Raw genomic sequence first — 20,607 nt, 5'->3', positions numbered from 1 at the left:
TGACAGGAAGGCACAGGGGAATAGTAATATTCCTGACCAACCTACGAATACAAAGCGATCGCGCTTTAACCAGTCATCTAATACGTCAAACCACCCTCTACTGGGGGCGCGTCCAACTGCGATGGTCATGAGAGTAGATCTCCAAAATGTTTTATAAGTACGGATATTATGCGTATGTAAATGGCGAAAATTAGCCCTTTACATAAAGTTAACCAGATTATTAATCTAGTTTACAATTTTTTACGCTTTCTATCATAATAGGTGAAAATCTCTAATTTTGCTAGTGGACTAAAAAAAAATTTTATTTGGGGATTAGAGATACAGAAAAGTAGGCCAGAAAATTCTTAACAACTGACGCTAGAATGGGTTCTACAGTGACAATTGATTAGTTCTAAATGTTTACCATCGACTTAAGCATCAGAAATACTGCCTTCCCTATATCAGTACAACGTAAGTCTACTGAGGATGCCGAAGCGGTCTATCAACTGATTTTAGCGGCAATGCGTTCTGGAAACCCTGATATTGTGGAACTCAAGTGCGAAGGGAAAACAGAAAAAAAAATTGCTGTCCGTGCTAGTGAAATTTCAGGAGTCCAGATTGTGCAGAAGGATGGTCCAACTACCACTAGTGGTAAAGCTCCCGGCTTTGCTGCTTTCACTACTGCTGAAGAAACTAAGGTATAAACATGACAGCAGTAGGCATCGAAGTTAATAATTTAAACTTCTTTTGGCCTAATGGAGAGCAGGTAATCAAATCTTGCTCTCTGCAAGTACCTAAAGGGGAATTTTGGATGCTTTTGGGAACAAACGGTAGTGGTAAATCTACTCTATTGAGATTAATAGTAGGACTATTAACACCTCAATCTGGGCAAATTATGGTTTTACCCCCCGTAGGCTTTGTGTTCCAAAATCCTGATCATCAACTAGTTATGCCTACGGTTGGTGCTGATGTAGCTTTTGGACTAGTGGCGGAAAAGTTACCACCTAATGTAGTGAAAGCTAGAGTAGAAGAAGCTTTAGATGCAGTAAACTTACTGTCTCTACAGCGACGGCCTATTTATGCCCTTTCCGGTGGACAAAAACAAAGAGTAGCTATCGCCGGGGCGATCGCTCGGCACTGTCATCTGTTATTATTAGATGAACCCACTGCTTTATTAGATCCAGACAGTCAACTTGATTTAGTCGTTAGTGTGCGTAATCTAGTCAAAAGTCGCGGAATTACTGCTCTGTGGGTAACTCATCGCTTAGAAGAGTTAAATTACTGTGATGGTGCTTTTTTATTAGAAAAGGGTTGTTTAGTTGATACTGGTGAAGGACAACGTCTCAAACAGAGACTAATGCAAGAAAATCATTATTCATCCTAGACGTATCCTAGATTGATCAAGAATCAATATCAATATCAAGAAGGATGCTAAGAAATTTTTAATTCCCCTTCTCACCTCTCACTTCCTTCCCCTAGACCCCACAAAAACAGTTTTTAGCAAACCCTTAATAACCAGATACCACAATACAGAACGCTGTAAAGGTATCTGGTTTTTTAGTCTGGTCAAACAGAAGCTTTTCCAGATGGGGAAAAATTATTGATTTCTCTAGATCAGGAATGGCAACAAGCCTGATCTTGATAGGCATTTTCCCAATTATGACTTCTATCTTCAGGTTAAATTTTGACTCAAGGCCGGATTTTTTATTTTTTGTAACATAAAGTTACAAGCAATGCTTCATTTACTATAAGTCTTATGAATGATTTTTGTTAACTCTAGATAATTGTGATAAAAAACCATGCCCTCTTCCATCGTCTCAGCCGTGCTATTAGTAGACGGCTACAATATTATAGGCACTTGGCCTTGTTTGAAAAAAACCCGTGATCATGTTGGACTAGAAGCCGCACGGGGAGAATTAGTTGCAGCCATGACTAATTATAGTGCCTTCCAAGGCTATGAAACTCAAGTTGTCTTTGATGCTCAATATCAAAACACCCCTAGCAACAGAGAAACCATTACAGAATTTTTAACAGTCTATTATACGGATTTTGGCCAGACCGCAGATACCTATATAGAAAAAACCTGTGCCTCTCTCCGTCACCAAATAGCCCAATCTTTAATTTCTCGCCTGATTGTCGCTACATCAGATCGAGCGCAGCAGTTAACGGTTCAGGGCTATGGTGCAGAATGGTTGTCAGCGCATCAACTATGTGGTGAAGTAGAAACTACAGTATGTAGAATGCGTCATAGATATCAGTCAAAAAAACAACCTAAAACTAGATTTCTCGCTCATGCCATTGATGCTAAAGCCAGAGAACGGTTAGCAGAACTCCGCATGGGATTGTAAATTTCAACATTCAAAAACCCCTGAACCTCAACGATAGAAAGGATTTCCGGTGTTTAAAGCTGGATATTTTCCCAGCCACCAAAAAAAAGTTCAAAAATTTTTTCAAAACCTCTTGCATTAATTTGAATTGTGGTTTATTATGATTAAAGTTAAGAGCTTTCCTCAGTAGCTCAGTGGTAGAGCGATCGACTGTTAATCGATTGGTCGCTGGTTCGAATCCGGCCTGGGGAGTTTAAATCAGGGGTAGTCCTTCACCCCTGGAATATTTTTAGTTGACATACTACTTAATTTCTAATTAAAGGATAAAGTGGTATGTCAATTATAATATTTTATTTACTCGTTTAAGCGTTTTTGTTAACTCTTGATTAAAACCACTGTGCGTCCCTGGGTGCAAGAGAATGATAAGTTTTTCAAATCAGTCTTTTACAAAAAAAGGTAATCTCTATGTTTGTTGACAAAAATATGGGTTCATTCTCAATAATATTGAGAATAATGTCAATAATCCCACGATTTTACTAGGGTATTGACATCTTGACTTTTTGTGCTAATATGAAGGTGTATGATTTTGCGCCTGTTTATGGCAAATTAAAAAATTAATATGAGAAGGTTTTCTCAAATTAAATAAGAATCTATTAAGATTGGTTTAATGGTTAATCGTTAAAATAGATTTATCTATATTTTCTGAGAAATACCATGCCAAAGTGGATAATTATAGAAGTCAATAATTGGTTTAAACGTGATAGAATTGTTCGTAATTTAGAGATTTTTCAGGATATTATTGTTATTTCTCTGTGCGTGGGTTTATTTTGTGTCATGCTAATTCGACTAGGAGATATGTTTTTATCTTTTTTACGTCCCTTAGATATACGACAGGTAACATCTGACATTTTGTTTATTCTCATCTTAGTAGAACTGTTTCGGTTGTTAGTTGACTATCTGCAAGAAAGAAGTATTTCCGTAGGTGCAGCGGTAGAAATTACTATAGTTTCCGCTTTGCGAGAAGTGATCTTACGTGGTGTATTAGAAATTCCCCTCAATCAACTTTTTGGACTTTCTATATTCCTATTAGTTTTAGCAGGAATTTTTCTAGCTTTACCTTGGATGACTACTTTATCAGAACAGATGAAAATTGGCAAACATCAAATAATTGAACTAGAACCAGAATCATAATTCTATTTGGAGAATGGGAAAAGAATTATTTTAGGACTTATACAGGAGTTAGGAATGAACCACGAAGAAGCAAAGAACACGAAGAAAAGAAGATTTCAGAGATATTTTGCATAAGTCCTAGATTTAAGTAATTTCCTATTCTCTGATATAAGCTACAAATATAGCAAATTACAAATCAATATTCAACATCTACCATTAATTATATGTCTGAACTAACGCCCAAACAATGGTTTTTAATTAAACAGAAAACCACACCATATTTATTTTTATTACCCGCTTTAATTATTTTAGCATTCACAGTTTTTTATCCAGCAATTCAAGCCTTTTACCTGAGTTTTACCACCTATGAAAATATAGGAGATATACCCCAGTGGATAGGTGGGAAAAATTTTCTGCGTTTATGGAAAGATACCGTTTTCTGGCAAACTTTAGAAAATACATTTTTGTATTTAGTTGGTGTTGTCCCAATTTTAGTATTTTTACCCCTGGTTTTAGCAATTTTGGTGAATCAGAAACTGCGGGGAATGAATTGGTTTAGAACAGCATATTATACACCAGTTGTAATTTCTATGGTAGTGGCAGGAATAGCCTGGAAATGGTTGTATGCAGAAACCGGACTACTTAATCAAATTCTCAAAACTCTGGGGATTTTTCCTGAAGGAATTCCCTGGTTAACAAGTCCAAATAAAATTTTAGGAATTGTTCCCATTTCTTTAGCTAGTGTCATGGCCGTAACAATTTGGAAAGGTTTAGGCTACTACATGGTAATTTATTTAGCGGGATTACAATCTATTCCCGCTGATATTTATGAAGCTGCTGCTATTGATGGTTCTGATAGTATTCGTAAACATTGGGATATTACTCTACCATTAATGAAACCTTATTTAGCTTTAGTTGCTGTCATTTCTTCTATTGCTGCTACAAAAGTTTTTGAAGAAGTTTATATCATGACTCAAGGTGGACCTCTCAACAGTTCCAAGACAATTGTTTATTATTTATATGAACAAGCATTTGGTAATTTAGAAATTAGCTATGCTTGTACTATTGGTTTGGTATTATTTTTAATAATTTTGGTTTTATCAGTTTTAAGATTAATTGTCAATCAGCAAGATGGTAATGATTTTAATGTTTGATATTTAAAAATCCCATTATTTAAAAACTCAATATGACAAGGGAACAGGGAAGAGATTTTGGGCAACTTTACTTTTCGCTACTTATGTCGGTTTTTTTCCGTTCATCTACTTACAGCAAGTTCAGCTTGAGTGAGGTACACCTTGTGCAAGATGCCCGCACCACAAGAGTTTTATTATTAATATCTGTACTTCATAATATCGGGAACTGCTGTAATATTTTTTTATATAATTAATATTTTTGTCAACTTACAAATTGCATTCAAGAAAAAACGCAATCAAATCAATAATTTACAGCAGCATTACCAATAATAGAATTAACCTTAACAGAAATATTGTATTGTTATACAATATTTCTGTTTTTTTATCCAATAACTAAAGATTTTAAAACAAATAGAATAGATGTTTAAACAATCCTTTTGGATAATGAAACAGTAAATATTGAAAATAAACTTAATTTAATTGAAAACTTTACTGAATTAAAACAAATTATTGAACTTATGAAAGCAAAAACTTAAAAACTACCATACTTTTATTTACAAACAGTAAAAACAGAATATATATATTATTATAACTGAAACGAAGCTGTCAAAGCCACCGCTAAAGCATCCGCAGCATCATCTGGACGAGGAATTTCATCTAAATCTAACTCGCGCATAACAGCTTCTTGTACTTCTGCCTTATCTGCCTTACCATAATTTGTTAAAGCCTGTTTAATTTGGGGAGGTGCAAATTCTACATAAGGAAGTTTACGTTGTCCTAAAACTAGCATTAACACACCTCTCGCTTGGGCAACAACAATAGTATTAGCCATACGATAAAAAAATAATTTTTCAATTGCGACTAAATCTGGTTGTATTTCTTCTATCAGAGTGTTTAAATCATCAAATAAAATACATAGTCTTTGACTCATTTCCATATCCGCATGAGTGCGAATGACACCAAAATCAATCAACTGTATTTTTATCTCCTGTGTTGTATTTGCACTTTTTTGCCAATTAATCGCCCCAAAACCCACAATTGCTAGTCCTGGATCTATTCCTAAAATCCGCTTTTCCATAAAATTCTCTATGATGGTAATTTTCCTAACTGCTGACTTTTTTCCCTTGCAAATATAAAGGAATTGATAATTTTGACAATTTCCCCTTTAGACTAGGAAGTCAATGATGTAAAGTTTTTGTTAAATATTGTTTGTATCAACAATCCCTATTAAGTATGTTCAGCGGTTTTTTCAAACGAGCGATTAATTCGCTACAATTACAATCCCATGGTCGCACTTCCCACCGCATTAACCAATGGTTTAAATGGTTATCTCCTGGGTTAGTGGTGAAACGCTGGTTACTCATCAGTGTTGGGGGTGTGGTGTTGGCTAGTTTGGGGTTGGCCATTTGGGTAAAATTAACCCCAATTTTTTGGATACTAGAATTTCTCACGGATCTTTTAGCATTTTTCGCGGACATTTTCCCCAACTATATCAGCGGTCCTTTACTCTTGCTATCTGGTGTTTTGTTGTTGTTGTGGGGACAATATCGCACTGTAGGTTCAATTACAGAAGTATTAAGACCTGAAGGTGACGAGGAAGAATTGATAGATGTTCTTTTAGCTCACCGTCGTTTATATCGAGGTCCCAAAATTGTTGTTATTGGTGGTGGTACGGGACTTTCCACTTTACTCCGAGGCTTGAAAACCTACAGTGCTAATATCACCGCTGTTGTTACTGTAGCAGATGATGGTGGTTCTTCGGGTAGATTACGGGAGGAATTTGGTGTTTTACCTCCAGGGGATATCCGCAATTGTTTAGCAGCATTAGCAGACGAGGAAAAATTGTTGACGGAATTATTTCAGTATCGTTTTCGTGCTGGAGATGGATTAACAGGCCACAGTTTTGGTAATTTATTTTTAACTGCGATGACTGATATTGCTGGAGATTTAGAACAGGCTATTGCTGCTAGTTCTCAAGTGTTAGCAGTGAGAGGACAAGTTTTACCTGCTACTCTTAGTGATGTCAGACTTTGGGCAGAATTGACAGACGGCCGACGCATTGAAGGTGAATCTAATATTCCCAAAGCTGAAGGAAAAATCCTCAAAATCGGTTGTATTCCTGAAAATCCCCCCGCATTACCCGCTGCAATTAAAGCTATTGAAGAAGCTGATTACATTATTATTGGACCCGGTAGTCTTTATACTAGCTTAATTCCTAATTTGTTAGTCAGAGAAATTGCTGATGCGATCGCCGCTACTGATATACCCCGCATTTATATCTGCAATATCATGACTCAACCAGGAGAAACTGATGGATATAGTGTTTCTGATCATATTCAAGCTATAGATAAAGCTTGTGACAATAAAAAATTATTTGATGCTGTGTTGGTTCATAAAAAAATACCTTCAGCCCAAGCACTGATTCGTTATGCTCAACAAAATGCCCACCCAGTTTTTTTAGATAGAGAAGCTGTTATTCAATTAGGACGACGAATCATTCCTGCTAATATTTTATTTGAAGATGAAAATGGGGCTGTTCGTCATGACCCCCAGAAATTAGCTAAGGTTCTACTGAAATGGTATAGTGGAGCGCATCACAATAAAAAGTAAGTCTTTAATTTGATGCTGTCATTGCTAATTAATAAAACTACATTCTGCATCAATAAACAATTGCTCACGTTTAAAAAACAATTACTCACGATTAACAAACAATCGCTTACGATAAGCATCCATTAAAAATAACATAAGACAAATGACTACAATTTTTCTTCCAGACTTAGAAGCGACACAGCAATTAGGTATTACTCTTGGAAAAACCTTAAATGCAGGAAGTGTAATTTTATTGGAAGGTGATTTAGGTGCTGGTAAAACTACCTTAGTCCAAGGTATTGGTAAAGGTTTGGGAATAATTGACCCTATTGTTAGTCCTACTTTTACTCTAATTAATGAGTATACAGAAGGAAAAATTCCCCTTTATCATTTAGATTTATACCGTTTAGAACCCCATGAAGTGATAGGTCTAAACTTAGAAAGTTACTGGGAAGGAATAGAAGTCACACCGGGAATTGTAGCAATTGAATGGGCTGAACGAATGCCTTATTTACCAGATAGTTATTTGAAGATATGTTTAAACCATGGTGAAAATGGTCAACGTCAGGCCGAAATTACCGAAATAAACTGACAGAGGCAACAGGCAAGAGGCAAGAAAGAAAAAAATAAATATCTCCCTCTTACCTCTTACCTCTTACCTCTTACCTCTTACCCATTACCTATTACCTGACAACTATCAACTGACAACTATCAACTGACAACTGACCACTGACAACTGACCACTGACCACTGACAACTGACCACTGACTAAAACTATAAAAAAGTCAAAGCTTGTCCGCGAATTTGGGTATTTACCTGACCATGATCATAAACAATTTCACCACCAACAATAGTTGTGACAGGCCAACCCGTCAAATTCCAACCTTCAAAAGAACTCCAACCACACTTACTTAAAACTTCTTCCCGTTTAACTTCCCGGTAATTTTTTAAATCTACCAAAACTAAATCAGCATCATAACCAGGGGAAATTTCTCCCTTATTGGGGATACCATAGGCTACAGCTACCGCTTTAGACATCCATTGGACAACTTGAGCAACAGTACATTTTCCTGCCATAGCAGCGGTTAACATTAAAGGTAAAGAAGTTTCTACACCGGGCATTCCCGAAGGAGTGTTAGGGTAAGTTTGGGCTTTTTCTGCTAAAGTGTGGGGGGCGTGGTCTGTAGCGATAAAATCAATAATACCATCCCGTAAAGCTTGCCAAAGAACTTCATTATCGTGGGGCGATCGCAAAGGGGGATTCATTTGTGCTAAAGTACCAATAGTTGCATAGGCACTAGTATTTAAAAGCAAGTGTTGGGGTGTTACCTCTGCTGTCACCCAACTGGGTTTATCATGACGCAGTAACTCCGCTTCCTCTGCTGTTGACATATGTAAAATATGCAAGCGGCGCTGATATTTTTTAGAGAGCTTTAACGCCAATTGGGTAGCTAACAAAGCAGCTTGATTATCTTGAATTTGGGAATGAATAGCCGGATCTTCAATCCCCGCAAACTCTTGTTTTCGTTGATTAATTCTAGCTTGGTCTTCCGCATGAACAGCAATTAAACGATTTCCCTGGGCAAAAATCGCCTCTAGTACCTCCTCCTGGCTTACCAATAACTGTCCGTGCATTGACCCCATAAACACCTTAATTCCCGGTGTCGGACTAGCAGAAAGTAAATCTGGTAAATTTTCCCCCGTAGCCCCAATAAAAAAGCCATAATTAACTAAACACTTACTGGCAGCCCGCTGTAACTTGTCATCTAAAGCCGACTGACTAATGGTTAAAGGTCTTGTATTCGGCATTTCTAGAAAGGAGGTAACACCACCCTTAGCACAAGCACAACTGGCCGTAAACAAGTCTTCCTTGTGTTCTAAACCTGGTTCGCGGAAATGCACCTGGGGGTCAATTACTCCCGGCAACAAAGTTAAACCCCGTGCGTCAATTTCATGGGTAGGAGAAGCATTGGTAATTTCTTGACCTAACTGGACTATTTGTCTCCCCTGAGTCAAGACATCCCCAATCATTGACTCACCATTAGGTAGAATAATTTCAGCATCACGAATTAGTAAACTTTGCGTAGTTGACATGGATGTAAAATTTTTAAGTATTTATTTATGGATCATAGATAACTTTTTCTTAAATAGGTTTATTGTGAAGTCAAGTCAGCTAAAAACCTGATTGTTTGTAGTTGAACACAGGAAAATACTAGATTTTTGATTTGATTTACCTACCATTTCCCCCATCTCGTTAAGATTAATAATATCAAGTCTCTCTGTCTGAGTTCCATACTAGTCTCGTAACATACTTCAACAATTTCATGCAAAATCAAGCGTCTGATCAAAACTCTAGCCAAAAACCTGATAATTCCTGGATAGTAGAGCTAAGTAAAACGATGATCTTGAGTGTCTTTTTGGCTCTGGGAATTCGTACCTTTGTCGCTGAAGCCCGTTGGATTCCTTCTGGCTCTATGGAACCAACTTTACATGGTGTCCAGGACCAATGGAAAGCCGATAAGATTATCGTGGATAAGGTAAAGTATAAATTTGCTGACCCCCAGCGCGGAGATATAGTAGTATTTTCACCACCAGAAACAATACAGAATAATCCTAAACGGGAAGCATTTATTAAAAGAGTAATTGGTTTACCCGGTGAAAAAGTAGAACTTAAGACCGGCAAAGTATATATTAATGGCCAGCCTTTACAGGAAAATCTTTATCTATCTTCTTCTGTGCGGACATTCGTTGAAGCTTGCAGTAGCACAGGTCCCCAGCCTCCTTTCTTGGCTAAACCCGAAATTATTCCCCCAAATTCCTACTTAATGTTAGGTGATAACCGAGGTAGTAGTTATGATGGACGTTGTTGGGGCGTTGTTCCCCGTGATCATATTATTGGTCAGGCTGTAGTTCGTTTCTGGCCACTCAACAAAATTGGACCCATTGATAAATCTCCTGTTTATCCATCTGCAAAGCCATGAAATGATACCATATAAAGTCATATAAAGGAAGTGAGGCGGCAGGAAAACCCGCCCTCACAGAACTCAAGCTAAAGCTACCTGGGCTATCAATACATATTTTGTATTTATTGTCAAGGCATAAATCCTATTACTAATCAAATCAATTTTCTTGATTACAGGTTGCAATTTATAGTCGAATGAAAGCATAATGGAAGTGTGACTGATTTATTAGCTCCCTTACAATCCCTAAAACAAGGTAACTGGTTCAAATTAATTTGCGGAGCCAGTTTCCAACACCTGCCTGCGGTCAGAAATTTAACATTGGCCTACACTTTGGCTGGTGCTGACTGTATAGATGTAGCAGCCGATACGGCGGTCATTGCCGCTACTCAAGAAGCTTTAATGGTAGCCAAGAGTTTGGCCAAGGTTGCCCAGAAGCGGGGCTTTGCCTTTACGGGTAATTTGCCCTTGTTAATGGTCAGCGTCAATGATGGTGAAGATCCCCATTTTAGAAAAGCTGAGTTTAATTCTCAAGACTGTCCCAGTGATTGTCATAAACCATGTGAAAAAATTTGTCCAGCCCAGGCAATTTTATTTAACAATACCAAAGATGAGCTATCGGGAGTAATTAGAGAAAAATGTTATGGCTGTGGCCGTTGCGTTCCCATCTGTCCCTATGGGATAATTTATACAAAATCTTATGTGTCAACCCTAGGGGAGGTTGCACCATTGATCATGTCCATGGGAATAGATGCTGTAGAAATTCATACTCAAGTAGGGCGGTTGGCAGAATTTCAACGGTTATGGACAGCAATGACACCTTGGGTAGATAAATTAAAGTTAGTAGCCATCAGTTGTAATGATGGAGAAGGACTAATTGACTACCTAAAAGCAATTTACGATTTAATTGTCCCCCGTCCGCAGTTCTTAATTTGGCAAACTGACGGCCGTTCTATGAGTGGTGATATTGGTAATGGTACAACCATAGCCACTGTGAAATTAGGACAAAAAGTTTTGACAGCAAACCTACCGGGATATGTGCAGTTAGCAGGAGGCACTAATAGCTATACTGTTCCTAAATTGCAGTCCATGGGACTACTGAATGATTTTGGATGCCAAGATCACAATCCCAAATCCAAAATAGCTGGGGTTGCTTATGGTAGCTATGCCCGTGTGTTGCTGTCATCTATTCTTGACCAGTTAGAAAATAAGGAGGTGGTTAACACTGATAGTCAAGGTAACAGCCGCTTGGAAACCAAACCGGAATTACTTTGGGAGGCTGTAAGGCTGGCCCATACTCTCGTTTCCCAGATTAAGTCTGGGCGTTTACGCTAATCACTCCAACCATATCTCTCAAAACGTCAGTCACCAATTATTGCCATGACGATTACAGAAGATCTCCACAAGTTGTTAGACATTTTACCCCAGGACCTGCAACAAAAACTAGAGAATCATCCTCAAGGACATAATTTAGTTGAGGTGGTTTTGGATTTAGGTCGTCGTCCAGAAGCTCGGTTTCCTCATGGAGCGGAGTATCTGAGCGAAACACCGGTCACTCAAGCACAGATAGATGATTGTATACAAAGAGTTGGAAATTTTGGCGGGGATAATCGGGCAGGAATCGAGCAAACTTTACATCGCATCAGTGCTATCCGCAACCGTAGTGGTAAAATTATCGGTTTAACCTGTCGTGTCGGCCGGGCGGTATTCGGAACAATTGCCATGATCCGCGATTTGGTGGAAACTGGTCAATCAATTCTGATGCTCGGTCGTCCCGGTGTTGGTAAAACCACGGCTTTAAGGGAAATTGCCCGCGTTTTGGCCGATGACTTAAATAAGCGAGTGGTGATTATTGACACATCTAATGAAATCGCTGGAGATGGTGATGTTGCTCACCCTGCTATCGGTCGGGCCAGACGAATGCAAGTTTCTCAGCCCGAATTACAACATCAAGTCATGATTGAGGCTGTGGAAAACCATATGCCAGAAGTGATTGTGATTGATGAAATTGGCACGGAATTGGAAGCTTTAGCAGCCCGTACTATTGCGGAAAGAGGGGTACAATTAGTGGGAACTGCCCACGGTAATCAGATTGAAAATCTGATTAAAAATCCGACTCTATCTGATTTGGTGGGAGGTATTCAGGCTGTTACTTTGGGAGATGATGAGGCTAGACGACGTGGTTCGCAAAAAACGGTTTTAGAACGCAAAGCTCCCCCTACTTTCGACATTGCGGTGGAAATGTTGGAACGACAACGCTGGGTGGTTCATGACTGTGTGGCTGATACGGTTGATACTTTGTTACGTGGTCGTCAACCTAACCCACAAACTAGAACCGTTGATGATCATGGTAAGGTGGGTATTGCTAGACAGTTGGCTGTGGTTAATGGTGGTAACGGTAATGGCCACGTGACTAAGGTGGAAGAGTCTTTCTTGGCTGCTAAACCCAATGGTTGGCGTTCTTCTGGACAAATGGTGGCTTTACCACCTTTATCTATGGAAAGGGAAAGACCGACAGGACGCGGCGAATTTGACCGCTTGTTGGATGAATCTTTCAATTACTCAGAAAGTATTAATTTTCCTGGCCGCAAACCAGCAGGCCCCAATGGGGAAGATTTGCCGTTACATATTTACCCTTATGGGGTGAGTCGTGATCAGCTTGAACAGGTAATTGATGTGTTAACTTTGCCTGTGGTATTGACAAAAGACCTAGATAGTGCTGACGCTATTTTAGCTTTGCGATCGCACGTCAAGAACCACGCTAAGTTACGACAAATGGCTAAAGCCCGTCATTTACCGATGTTCATGATTAAGTCCAGTACAATTCCCCAAATTACTCGCAGTTTACGCCGACTACTGAATATGGATGATCCAGATATTGGCGATAACAGAGAGTTACAATTGTTACTACACAACGGTAGTGATGATGAAATGGACGCTTTAGAGGAAGCTAGACTTGCTGTAGAACAGATTGTTATTCCTAAAGGTCAACCTGTGGAGTTACTACCCCGTTCTTCCCAAGTGCGGAAAATGCAGCATGAGTTAGTAGAACATTATCGCCTCAAATCCGATAGTTTTGGCGATGAACCAAATCGGCGGTTAAGAATTTATCCGGCTTAATTTCTTGACCAAAAATTTTAGATTTTAGTTAGATTTTAGATTTTAGATTGGGAATTTTCGGTACAAGCCCGGTCCATTGAGGACGGAACTAATCCAATGTTTCACCAATCTAAAATCTATTCACAAATCTACTCACATTTCCTCCCCTGGTGAATCCAGGGGTTTTTCATTCTCCAAAATTTAGCACAAGGAAAGAGCAAAACTTTTACTTTCTATTGTCTCTTTCTTTTGTCTTGAAAATATCAGCGTTCCCTGTTCCCTGTTCCCCGTTCCCTGTTCCCTGTTCCCCGTTCCCTGTTCCCTGTGAATGGGAATTGCTATAATGATTTCTTATTCAACTTTTAAGTTGACAGGTAAGCGGGTATAAATACCTTGGGGATCATTCATTGTTTGTAAAATCTTGATTTCTTGTTGAAATTTTTCCAACTCATTTATTAACGGATTATTACTTTTAATGTCAGTTTTTTCTATTCCTAATTTAGCTTTTGTTTCATCTAACTTTTTCCCAAAAAATCTTTCTGGCCAGCTACCAACTTGAGGATATTCTTGTAATTCCCAATTATTACCTAATTTTGCTTGTTTAGCTGCATATTCAATGGCTACATTTAAACCACCAATTTCATCAACTAACCCGATTTCCTTGGCTGCTGTTCCTGACCAAACTCGTCCTTGAGCAATTTCTGCGACTTTTGCAGTTGATAGTTTTCTTCCTTGGGAAACTTTCTGCAAAAATAAATTATAAATACGGTCAACACTACGTTGGTAAACTTCTAATTCTTGGGCTGATTTAGGACGGGAAATAGTTTGTTGATCTGCATATTCGGATGTTTTTACAGTATCCCAAGTAATGCCATTATTATTACCCAATTTTTGACCATTAAATAATACGCCAAATACGCCAATAGAACCTGTAATAGTGTTAGGTTCTGCAAAAATTCGGTTGGAGTCACTAGCAATCCAATAACCACCAGAAGCAGCTACATCTCCCATGGAAACAATCACAGGTTTAAGTTGACGAGTTAATTTGATTTCTCTCTGCATGATTTCCGCTGCGGTAGCACTACCACCAGGGCTATTAATTCGCAAAACTACAGCTTTTATTTGACTATTTTCCCTGATTTTACTGAATATTTTAGCAAATCGATCGCCCCCAATTTCTCCATCATTACCACTACCATTGACTATTTCTCCTTCTGCATAAACTACAGCAATTTTATGATCTGAATCTACAGATTCTCCTGGAACTTCTGCATAATCACCCAAACTAATTTTTGTCAATGTTTGATCTTTTTCTTCCTGACCAGTTAATTTTTTCAACTCTGTGAATACTTGATCTTGATAAGCAGTCTTGTCTACTAAACCATTTGCTTGTGCTGCTGTGGCTTCTAAAATTGGTTGATTATTAGCGATCGCTTGTAACTTTTGCGGCTGTATATTTCGGCTTTTACCTACGGCTCGCCGCCATTCTCCCCAAATATCATCTAACAATTTTTGAGTTTGTTCCCGATTTTCTGGGCTGAGTTTATCCAGAATCAAAGGTTCTACAGCACCCTTAAATTTACCTACACGCACAATCTGCACGCCAATACCGTACTTTTGTAATGCTCCCGCTAAAAATATTGGTTGCGAACTTAAACCGTTCATTTCCATTGCCCCCATGGGATTAACTACGATTTGATTCGCTACTGAACTTAGATAATATTCTCTTTCATTCCATTCTGTACTATAGGCAATAATTTTTTTACCTGTTTTACGGAATTTTTCCAGCGCTTGACGCATTTCCCTCAAGGAAGCATAACCAACCTCACTATTAGCATTACTTCCATCTATGTAAATACCCACAATACGTTGATCACGTCCTGCTTTGTCTAAAGTCTCCACAACTTTACGGAGTGTAATACTATTTTCATTCCTACCACTGAGAGTTTTTTGTAATAATTCATCAGAATTAGGTTCACTATCAGTGATTTTCATAGACAAGTCAAATACTAACACTGACTTATCTTTAACTGTTGGTCCTGAATTTTGGGAACTAGCAACCGCAATTAATATCAGCAAAAATCCTAATGTACTGAGTCCAGAAAAAATTGTCAGTCCCAGTAAATTGCCAATTAAACTTGCTAAGGTTTGTTTAATAAAGTTATTCATGGGTTATTACTTATTAGTTATTAGTTATCGGTCTGTTACCACTTATCCGTTGTCAGTGGTAACAATCATCTTGCTATTTTATCCGCTGTAAACTGTGTGATTGCTTTAATTTATACAAATCTTTATTACCAGTACAAAATAACACAGTAGTTATTTCCGCAATTAATACCTCCGTTAATTCTACTACAGCCCCCTCCGATGTTGCCGCTGCCTTGAGGAAGGGCATTGCTAAACCAGCAATATCAGCCCCCAGAGCGATGACTTTAGCTACATCTAACCCATGACGCAAACCCCCAGAAGCAATTAAAGGAATATGGGGATTATACTCCCGAATACTGGTGATACAATCTGCCGTAGGTATACCCCAATCCCCAAATGTTCGCCCCAAACGCCGCTGTAAGGAGGTTTCTGCCCTTTCGCTTTCCACCAAAGCCCAGGAAGTACCACCTGCACCAGCAACATCAATGGCTGTGACTCCCGCATTTATCAGTTTTTCTGCCATTGTCGCCGAAATTCCATTACCTACTTCTTTCGCAATTACGGGGACAGGTAATTTACTGCATAATTTGGCAATTTTGTCAAGCAATCCCCTAAAATTAGTATCACCTCTGGGTTGAATAAACTCCTGTAAAGGATTAATATGTAGAATGAGGGCATCAGCCGCAGTTAAATCAATAATTCGCAAACATTCATCTAGACCATATTCGTAATTCAGTTGTACCGCCCCTAAATTAGCAAACAGGAGAATATCAGGGGCGTACTTACGCACAGCAAAAGTATCCGCAACTTGAGGTTTTTCCACCGCCACCCGGACAGATCCTACACCCATTGCTAACTTGTATTGTTGGGCTACTTCCGCAAGACGACGGTTAATAATTCCCGCTTGTTCTGTTCCCCCAGTCATAGAGGAAATTAATAACGGTGCATTTAAGTATTTTCCCAGAAAATTTGTACTCAGATCAATATCTTGATCATTAAGTTCTGGTAAGCAAACATGAGTAAAGCGATACTTTTCTAAACCCGTCGTGATTTCGGAACATTCAACATTATCTTCTAAACAGATACGGATATGATCTGCTTTGCGGTTTTGAGTTTGGGCTGGAGTGTTGATAGAAGGGTTCACAGTTTAATATGGAATTATGTTAATATTTATATCTTTCACCAAACCAAAGCGATTATCCTGTCAGTTCTAGATATCTGAATATCTATTGTTGCAAATATTCTGCATATCCAAGCTGATCTAGTTTAGCTTGTTTTTCCATCACCGAATTACACAGATTTTGGCGATAGGCCACAACTTTTTGTAATAACTCCGGTTGGTGGGTAGCGAGAATTTGTACAGCCAAAAGTCCAGCATTTTTTGCATTCCCAATGCCAACGGTGGCGACAGGTATTCCTGCTGGCATTTGTACTATAGAATATAAAGAATCCACACCTTGTAAATTCCGAGTCGAAACCGGAACACCAATTACAGGTAAAGGAGTTAACGATGCTACCATACCAGGAAGATGAGCCGCACCACCAGCACCAGCAATGATCACTTTAATACCCCTTTGATGTGCAGTTTTAGCATATTCTACCATCCGTTCTGGGGTACGATGGGCAGAGACAATAGCAACTTCACATACAATACCAAATTCTTCACAAATAGCGATCGCCTCTTTCATCGTAGGTAAATCAGAATCGCTACCCATAATAATACCAATTTCTACACTCATAATAATTAGGGATTGGGGACTGGAGATGAGGGCATATATTTCCCATTAACGACCAATGACTAATAACTAAAATAACACCCATGCCGGCAAACATAAACATTATTAACGCAAAAGTACCCGGTTATCAAGATCTACAAAGAATCTTAGTTAATCAAGAAGGCATAATTGACAGCATTATGCCCATGAGTACAGTATGGCAAGAAATTATACCACAACATCTGCTTTTAGATGTCGCTGGAGACTGGATTTCTTTAGGTGGTGTGGACTTACAAATCAATGGTGGACTAGGATTAGCTTTTCCTGAATTAACATTAGAAAATTCCCCTAATTTAGCAAAAATATCCTCATTTTTATGGTCAGCAGGAGTTGATGCTTATTTACCAACTCTAGTTACCACCTCTATCGAAAATCTTCACCGCTCCCTCGCTATTCTCACTGATTATACCTCAAATTCCCCAAATTCTGCACAAATTCTCGGAGTTCATCTAGAAGGACCATTCTTAAACTACTACAAACGCGGCGCACATCCATCCGAATATTTACTACCCCTTACCATAGATCAAGTTAAACGAGTATTAGGAGACTATGCTCCCATAGTCAAACTCATTACCATCGCACCAGAGTTAGACACCACAGGAAAAGTCATCCCTTATTTGCGTTCCCTGGGAATTACTGTCAGTTTAGGACATTCACAAGCTACCGCAGCCGAATCACAACAGGCTTTTTCTCAAGGTGCTACAATGATCACACACGCTTTTAACGCCATGCCACCCCTACACCACCGCGAACCAGGTTTATTAGGTGCAGCAATCAATGATCCTCGTGTATTTTGTGGCTTTATTGCTGATGGTCAGCACGTTAATCCAATGATTCTTAAAATTCTTTTGCGTGCTAGTAAAAGTCTATTTATCGTCAGTGACGCTCTTGCACCTCTAGGATTACCAGACGGTATCTATCCCTGGGATAACCGACAAATTGAAGTGACCAATGGTACAGCCAGACTACAAGATGGGACTTTAACAGGAACAACTCTACCTTTATTAATAGGAGTGCAAAATCTCGTAAAATGGCAAGTTTGTGACATAGAAACAGCAATTGATTTAGCCACAAATGCACCTAGAAAGGCTATTGATTTACCAACATTTTCCCCTCATCAACCCGCTCATTTATTGCGCTGGAACTACGATCCAGTTGGAAAAGAACTCTCCTGGCAACGCTTAACTTTCTGAATCAGAATTTATCAGATTTTTTATGGGATTTTTAGCTCCCCGACTTCCTCAACCCAATATGAAAAATCTCTGTCAAACCCCTTGACAAAATTCTGGGTTTAGATTATAATTATGTTATGAGTGGAAAAGTGTCAGCCCATATATATTAAGTTTCATTCCCGTTAAATAGCGATCGCAGGTATTGGTAATTTTGCCAAACCCCTTGACAAAATTCTGGGTTTAGATTATGATTATGTTATAGGTGGAAAAGTGTCCGCCCATATATATAGAGTGATTATAGAGAGATTTGTTATTTCCCTGTCCTCCAGATCATAAAAGACAACTAATTTATCGCAAGATATGGAAAATCAGGGAAACAGTAACAAGGGAAAAATCACAGAAAATAAATAGAACAACTATTCTTCCTAAGACAATAAAACCCGAAATCCATAATAGTGATGACGAGTATTATGCAAATCTTGATTACGCATTGAACAACGACAACACCCAGCAAAATATAGCCAAGCACCACCACGAATTACCTTAGACTCTCCAACAGGATTAATCAAAGCCTCACCATTTGTAGGAGCGTTTAGATAATCTTCTTTCCAGTCATCTTCGCACCATTCCCATACATTACCGTGCATATCATACAAACCAAAAGCGTTAGGGGGGAAAGTTCCTACATCTGTAGTTTGTTGACGATATTCCCCTTTTTGTGCAGCAGCATAGGAATAGTTACCATCATAATTTACCAAATTCGGGGTAATACTTTGACCAAAATAAAAAGGTGTCATTGTTCCCGCTCTACAAGCATACTCCCATTGTGCCTCACTGGGCAACTTATAGTTTTTACCTGTGTTTTGGCTTAACCGTTGACAGAACTCAACTGCATCATCCCAACTTACCTTTTCCACAGGACGATTATCGCCCTTGAAGTGGGAAGGATTATAACCCATAATAGATTGGTATTGTGCCTGTGTCAAGGGGTATTTAGCGATAAAAAAACTTTTAACAGTAACTTGATGTCGGGGACCTTCGCTATTTGTTCTTCCCGTTTCATTTTCAGGTGAACCCATGTAAAATGTGCCAGAGGGTATTTCTACCATTTCCAACATCACACCATTTCCCAAATCTTCGGTAAAGTATCTGGCTGCATGGTTGTATTTGTTGATAATCTTACCATAGGCATTGGTAGTGACAGTTTCAAAATGGAAAATTTTTAGATGATTGTCAATAGGGTTTTGAGAAATTGGCAGACCTTGGTTTTCTTCTTTAATTCCTAACAGCATAAACCATTCTTCTATTGATTGAGGACGTTTTTGATAATCTAATTCCATTCCCTTGAGAATAGCGTCATTCACTTTTTGGCTAATATTAGCATTGTATTTTTGAGGTGGTTCTAGAGCAATTTTCATATCTAACATAATCTTAGCATTCAGATAAGTGCTAGGTAGAGGAATGAAAGGAGGTTTCTGAACTGCAATAATTACATAAAATGTCGCTGCTAAAGCATAAATATCTAAAGCAGGAGTGAAATTACTTGTATTTTCAAATTGTTCAGGAGGTGCAAAAATGGGAGTTTTCGCATTAGTTAGACTCGTTAATTCAGCAAAATTGACTTCTCTGGCTAAACCAAAATCAATTAAAATAGCTTTATTGTCAGATTCTCGGAGTAAAATATTCGCAGGTTTGATATCTCTGTGGAGATAATTACGACTATGAATATAAATTAAAGCCTCTCCAATTTGTTTGATAATTTCTAAACCCGCACTCTCACTAAAAACACCATCTGCGCGTAAACATTGTTCTAAATTTCTACCTTTCACATATTCCATAACCATACAAGATAAACCATTTTCCTGAAACAGTTCCGGATAAACATTGACAATATGAGGATGATCAAAGGTAGCTAAAACCATCGCTTCAGTATTGAATTTATCCTGTTCTTCAGTCAAGAAATTCGCAAAACCTTCTGTACTTCCATATCTATCTCTATAGCGTTGTTGCAAAAAAAGAATATTGAGACTTTTGATAGCTACTTGCGTTTTGCGCTTATGATCTAGCGCTAGATAAGTAACACCAAATCCTCCTTGTCCCAAAATATCAATAATTTCGTATTGTCCTTTTTTAAGTTGTTGTCCTGGAGTAAAATAACTCATAATTAACCATCATTAATGTAATTTCTCAAGATCTGTTATTACAGATTCCTAATTAGTAAGAAAATCAGACACAGTTTTTTGACAATATATCAT

The 20,607-nt window shown here is 38.4% G+C and carries 17 protein-coding genes, 1 tRNA gene and 1 pseudogene; 12 read left to right on the top strand and 7 right to left on the bottom strand.

The window, feature by feature from the left end; genetic code table 11:
• Positions 1–129, bottom strand: a pseudogene (locus tag ACIR131C_RS25480) (photosystem II D2 protein (photosystem q(a) protein)); the annotation flags it as partial.
• A gap of 266 nt (positions 130–395) precedes the next feature.
• Here ACIR131C_RS25480 and ACIR131C_RS0110400 point away from each other — a divergent pair.
• From ACIR131C_RS0110400 to ACIR131C_RS0110375, 6 genes are all read left to right on the top strand, one after another.
• Positions 396–683, top strand: coding sequence for a UPF0367 protein family (locus ACIR131C_RS0110400; protein WP_028090139.1), 288 nt, complete (start codon positions 396–398; stop codon positions 681–683).
• 2 nt (positions 684–685) lie between these two features.
• Positions 686–1,363 (top strand): energy-coupling factor ABC transporter ATP-binding protein, encoded by a 678-nt coding sequence (locus tag ACIR131C_RS0110395; RefSeq protein WP_028090138.1) that lies wholly within the window; start codon positions 686–688, stop codon positions 1,361–1,363.
• A gap of 415 nt (positions 1,364–1,778) precedes the next feature.
• Positions 1,779–2,327 (top strand): NYN domain-containing protein, encoded by a 549-nt coding sequence (locus tag ACIR131C_RS0110390; protein ID WP_028090137.1) that lies wholly within the window; start codon positions 1,779–1,781, stop codon positions 2,325–2,327.
• A gap of 159 nt (positions 2,328–2,486) precedes the next feature.
• Positions 2,487–2,558, top strand: a tRNA-Asn gene (locus ACIR131C_RS0110385).
• A 462-nt stretch (positions 2,559–3,020) separates the two neighbouring features.
• On the top strand, positions 3,021–3,497 hold the full coding sequence (locus ACIR131C_RS0110380) for a phosphate-starvation-inducible PsiE family protein (protein ID WP_028090136.1): 477 nt from the start codon (positions 3,021–3,023) through the stop codon (positions 3,495–3,497).
• A 203-nt stretch (positions 3,498–3,700) separates the two neighbouring features.
• Complete coding sequence (locus ACIR131C_RS0110375; RefSeq protein WP_028090135.1) at positions 3,701–4,630, top strand: carbohydrate ABC transporter permease; 930 nt, start codon at positions 3,701–3,703, stop codon at positions 4,628–4,630.
• 565 nt (positions 4,631–5,195) lie between these two features.
• On the opposite strand, the gene ruvC is transcribed toward ACIR131C_RS0110375, so the two are convergent.
• Positions 5,196–5,687 carry a crossover junction endodeoxyribonuclease RuvC gene (ruvC, locus tag ACIR131C_RS0110370; RefSeq protein ID WP_028090134.1) on the bottom strand — a complete coding sequence of 164 codons (492 nt, stop codon included), beginning with the start codon at positions 5,685–5,687 and terminating at the stop codon, positions 5,196–5,198.
• A 155-nt stretch (positions 5,688–5,842) separates the two neighbouring features.
• Between ruvC and ACIR131C_RS0110365 the strand changes: the two genes are divergently transcribed.
• Both ACIR131C_RS0110365 and tsaE read left to right on the top strand, forming a co-directional pair.
• Positions 5,843–7,219 carry a gluconeogenesis factor YvcK family protein gene (locus ACIR131C_RS0110365; protein ID WP_028090133.1) on the top strand — a complete coding sequence of 459 codons (1,377 nt, stop codon included), beginning with the start codon at positions 5,843–5,845 and terminating at the stop codon, positions 7,217–7,219.
• A 142-nt stretch (positions 7,220–7,361) separates the two neighbouring features.
• Positions 7,362–7,790, top strand: a complete 429-nt coding sequence (gene tsaE, locus ACIR131C_RS0110360) for a tRNA (adenosine(37)-N6)-threonylcarbamoyltransferase complex ATPase subunit type 1 TsaE (protein WP_028090132.1) — start codon at positions 7,362–7,364, stop codon at positions 7,788–7,790.
• A 182-nt stretch (positions 7,791–7,972) separates the two neighbouring features.
• Here tsaE and ACIR131C_RS0110355 read toward each other — a convergent pair whose 3' ends face one another.
• Complete coding sequence (locus tag ACIR131C_RS0110355; protein ID WP_028090131.1) at positions 7,973–9,292, bottom strand: dihydroorotase; 1,320 nt, start codon at positions 9,290–9,292, stop codon at positions 7,973–7,975.
• A gap of 230 nt (positions 9,293–9,522) precedes the next feature.
• On the opposite strand from ACIR131C_RS0110355, the gene lepB reads away from it, so the two are divergent.
• The 3 genes from lepB to ACIR131C_RS0110340 all read left to right on the top strand — a co-directional run bounded on the left by lepB (position 9,523) and on the right by ACIR131C_RS0110340 (position 13,278).
• Positions 9,523–10,179, top strand: coding sequence for a signal peptidase I (gene lepB, locus ACIR131C_RS0110350; protein ID WP_028090130.1), 657 nt, complete (start codon positions 9,523–9,525; stop codon positions 10,177–10,179).
• Positions 10,180–10,374: 195 nt separating this feature from the next.
• The gene (gene ldpA / locus ACIR131C_RS0110345) at positions 10,375–11,493 is read left to right on the top strand and encodes a circadian clock protein LdpA (RefSeq protein WP_028090129.1); all 1,119 of its coding nucleotides are present in this window, start codon (positions 10,375–10,377) and stop codon (positions 11,491–11,493) included.
• A gap of 45 nt (positions 11,494–11,538) precedes the next feature.
• Positions 11,539–13,278 carry a R3H domain-containing nucleic acid-binding protein gene (locus ACIR131C_RS0110340; RefSeq protein ID WP_028090128.1) on the top strand — a complete coding sequence of 580 codons (1,740 nt, stop codon included), beginning with the start codon at positions 11,539–11,541 and terminating at the stop codon, positions 13,276–13,278.
• A gap of 330 nt (positions 13,279–13,608) precedes the next feature.
• Here ACIR131C_RS0110340 and sppA read toward each other — a convergent pair whose 3' ends face one another.
• The 3 genes from sppA to purE form a co-directional block, all read right to left on the bottom strand.
• Entirely contained in the window at positions 13,609–15,426 is a 1,818-nt protein-coding gene (gene sppA / locus ACIR131C_RS0110335; protein ID WP_028090127.1) for a signal peptide peptidase SppA, read from the bottom strand.
• Between the two features lie 73 nt (positions 15,427–15,499).
• Positions 15,500–16,549 (bottom strand): type 2 isopentenyl-diphosphate Delta-isomerase, encoded by a 1,050-nt coding sequence (fni, locus tag ACIR131C_RS0110330; protein ID WP_028090126.1) that lies wholly within the window; start codon positions 16,547–16,549, stop codon positions 15,500–15,502.
• An 82-nt stretch (positions 16,550–16,631) separates the two neighbouring features.
• Positions 16,632–17,144: a 5-(carboxyamino)imidazole ribonucleotide mutase gene (gene purE / locus ACIR131C_RS0110325; protein WP_028090125.1), complete on the bottom strand. Its 513-nt coding sequence runs from the start codon at positions 17,142–17,144 to the stop codon at positions 16,632–16,634.
• 80 nt (positions 17,145–17,224) lie between these two features.
• Here purE and nagA point away from each other — a divergent pair, with 80 nt between their 5' ends.
• On the top strand, positions 17,225–18,373 hold the full coding sequence (gene nagA, locus ACIR131C_RS0110320; protein WP_051347532.1) for an N-acetylglucosamine-6-phosphate deacetylase: 1,149 nt from the start codon (positions 17,225–17,227) through the stop codon (positions 18,371–18,373).
• 404 nt (positions 18,374–18,777) lie between these two features.
• On the opposite strand, the gene ACIR131C_RS0110315 is transcribed toward nagA, so the two are convergent.
• The gene (locus ACIR131C_RS0110315) at positions 18,778–20,514 is read right to left on the bottom strand and encodes a bifunctional serine/threonine-protein kinase/formylglycine-generating enzyme family protein (RefSeq protein WP_028090123.1); all 1,737 of its coding nucleotides are present in this window, start codon (positions 20,512–20,514) and stop codon (positions 18,778–18,780) included.
• Between the last annotated feature and the right edge of the window lie 93 nt (positions 20,515–20,607).

Origin of the sequence: Dolichospermum circinale AWQC131C, assembly GCF_000426905.1 — a bacterium.
GTDB classification, from domain to species: Bacteria; Cyanobacteriota; Cyanobacteriia; order Cyanobacteriales; family Nostocaceae; genus Dolichospermum; species Dolichospermum circinale.
Note: the sequence above shows the minus strand (reverse complement) of the source record. Positions and strands in the feature narration are given on the sequence as shown.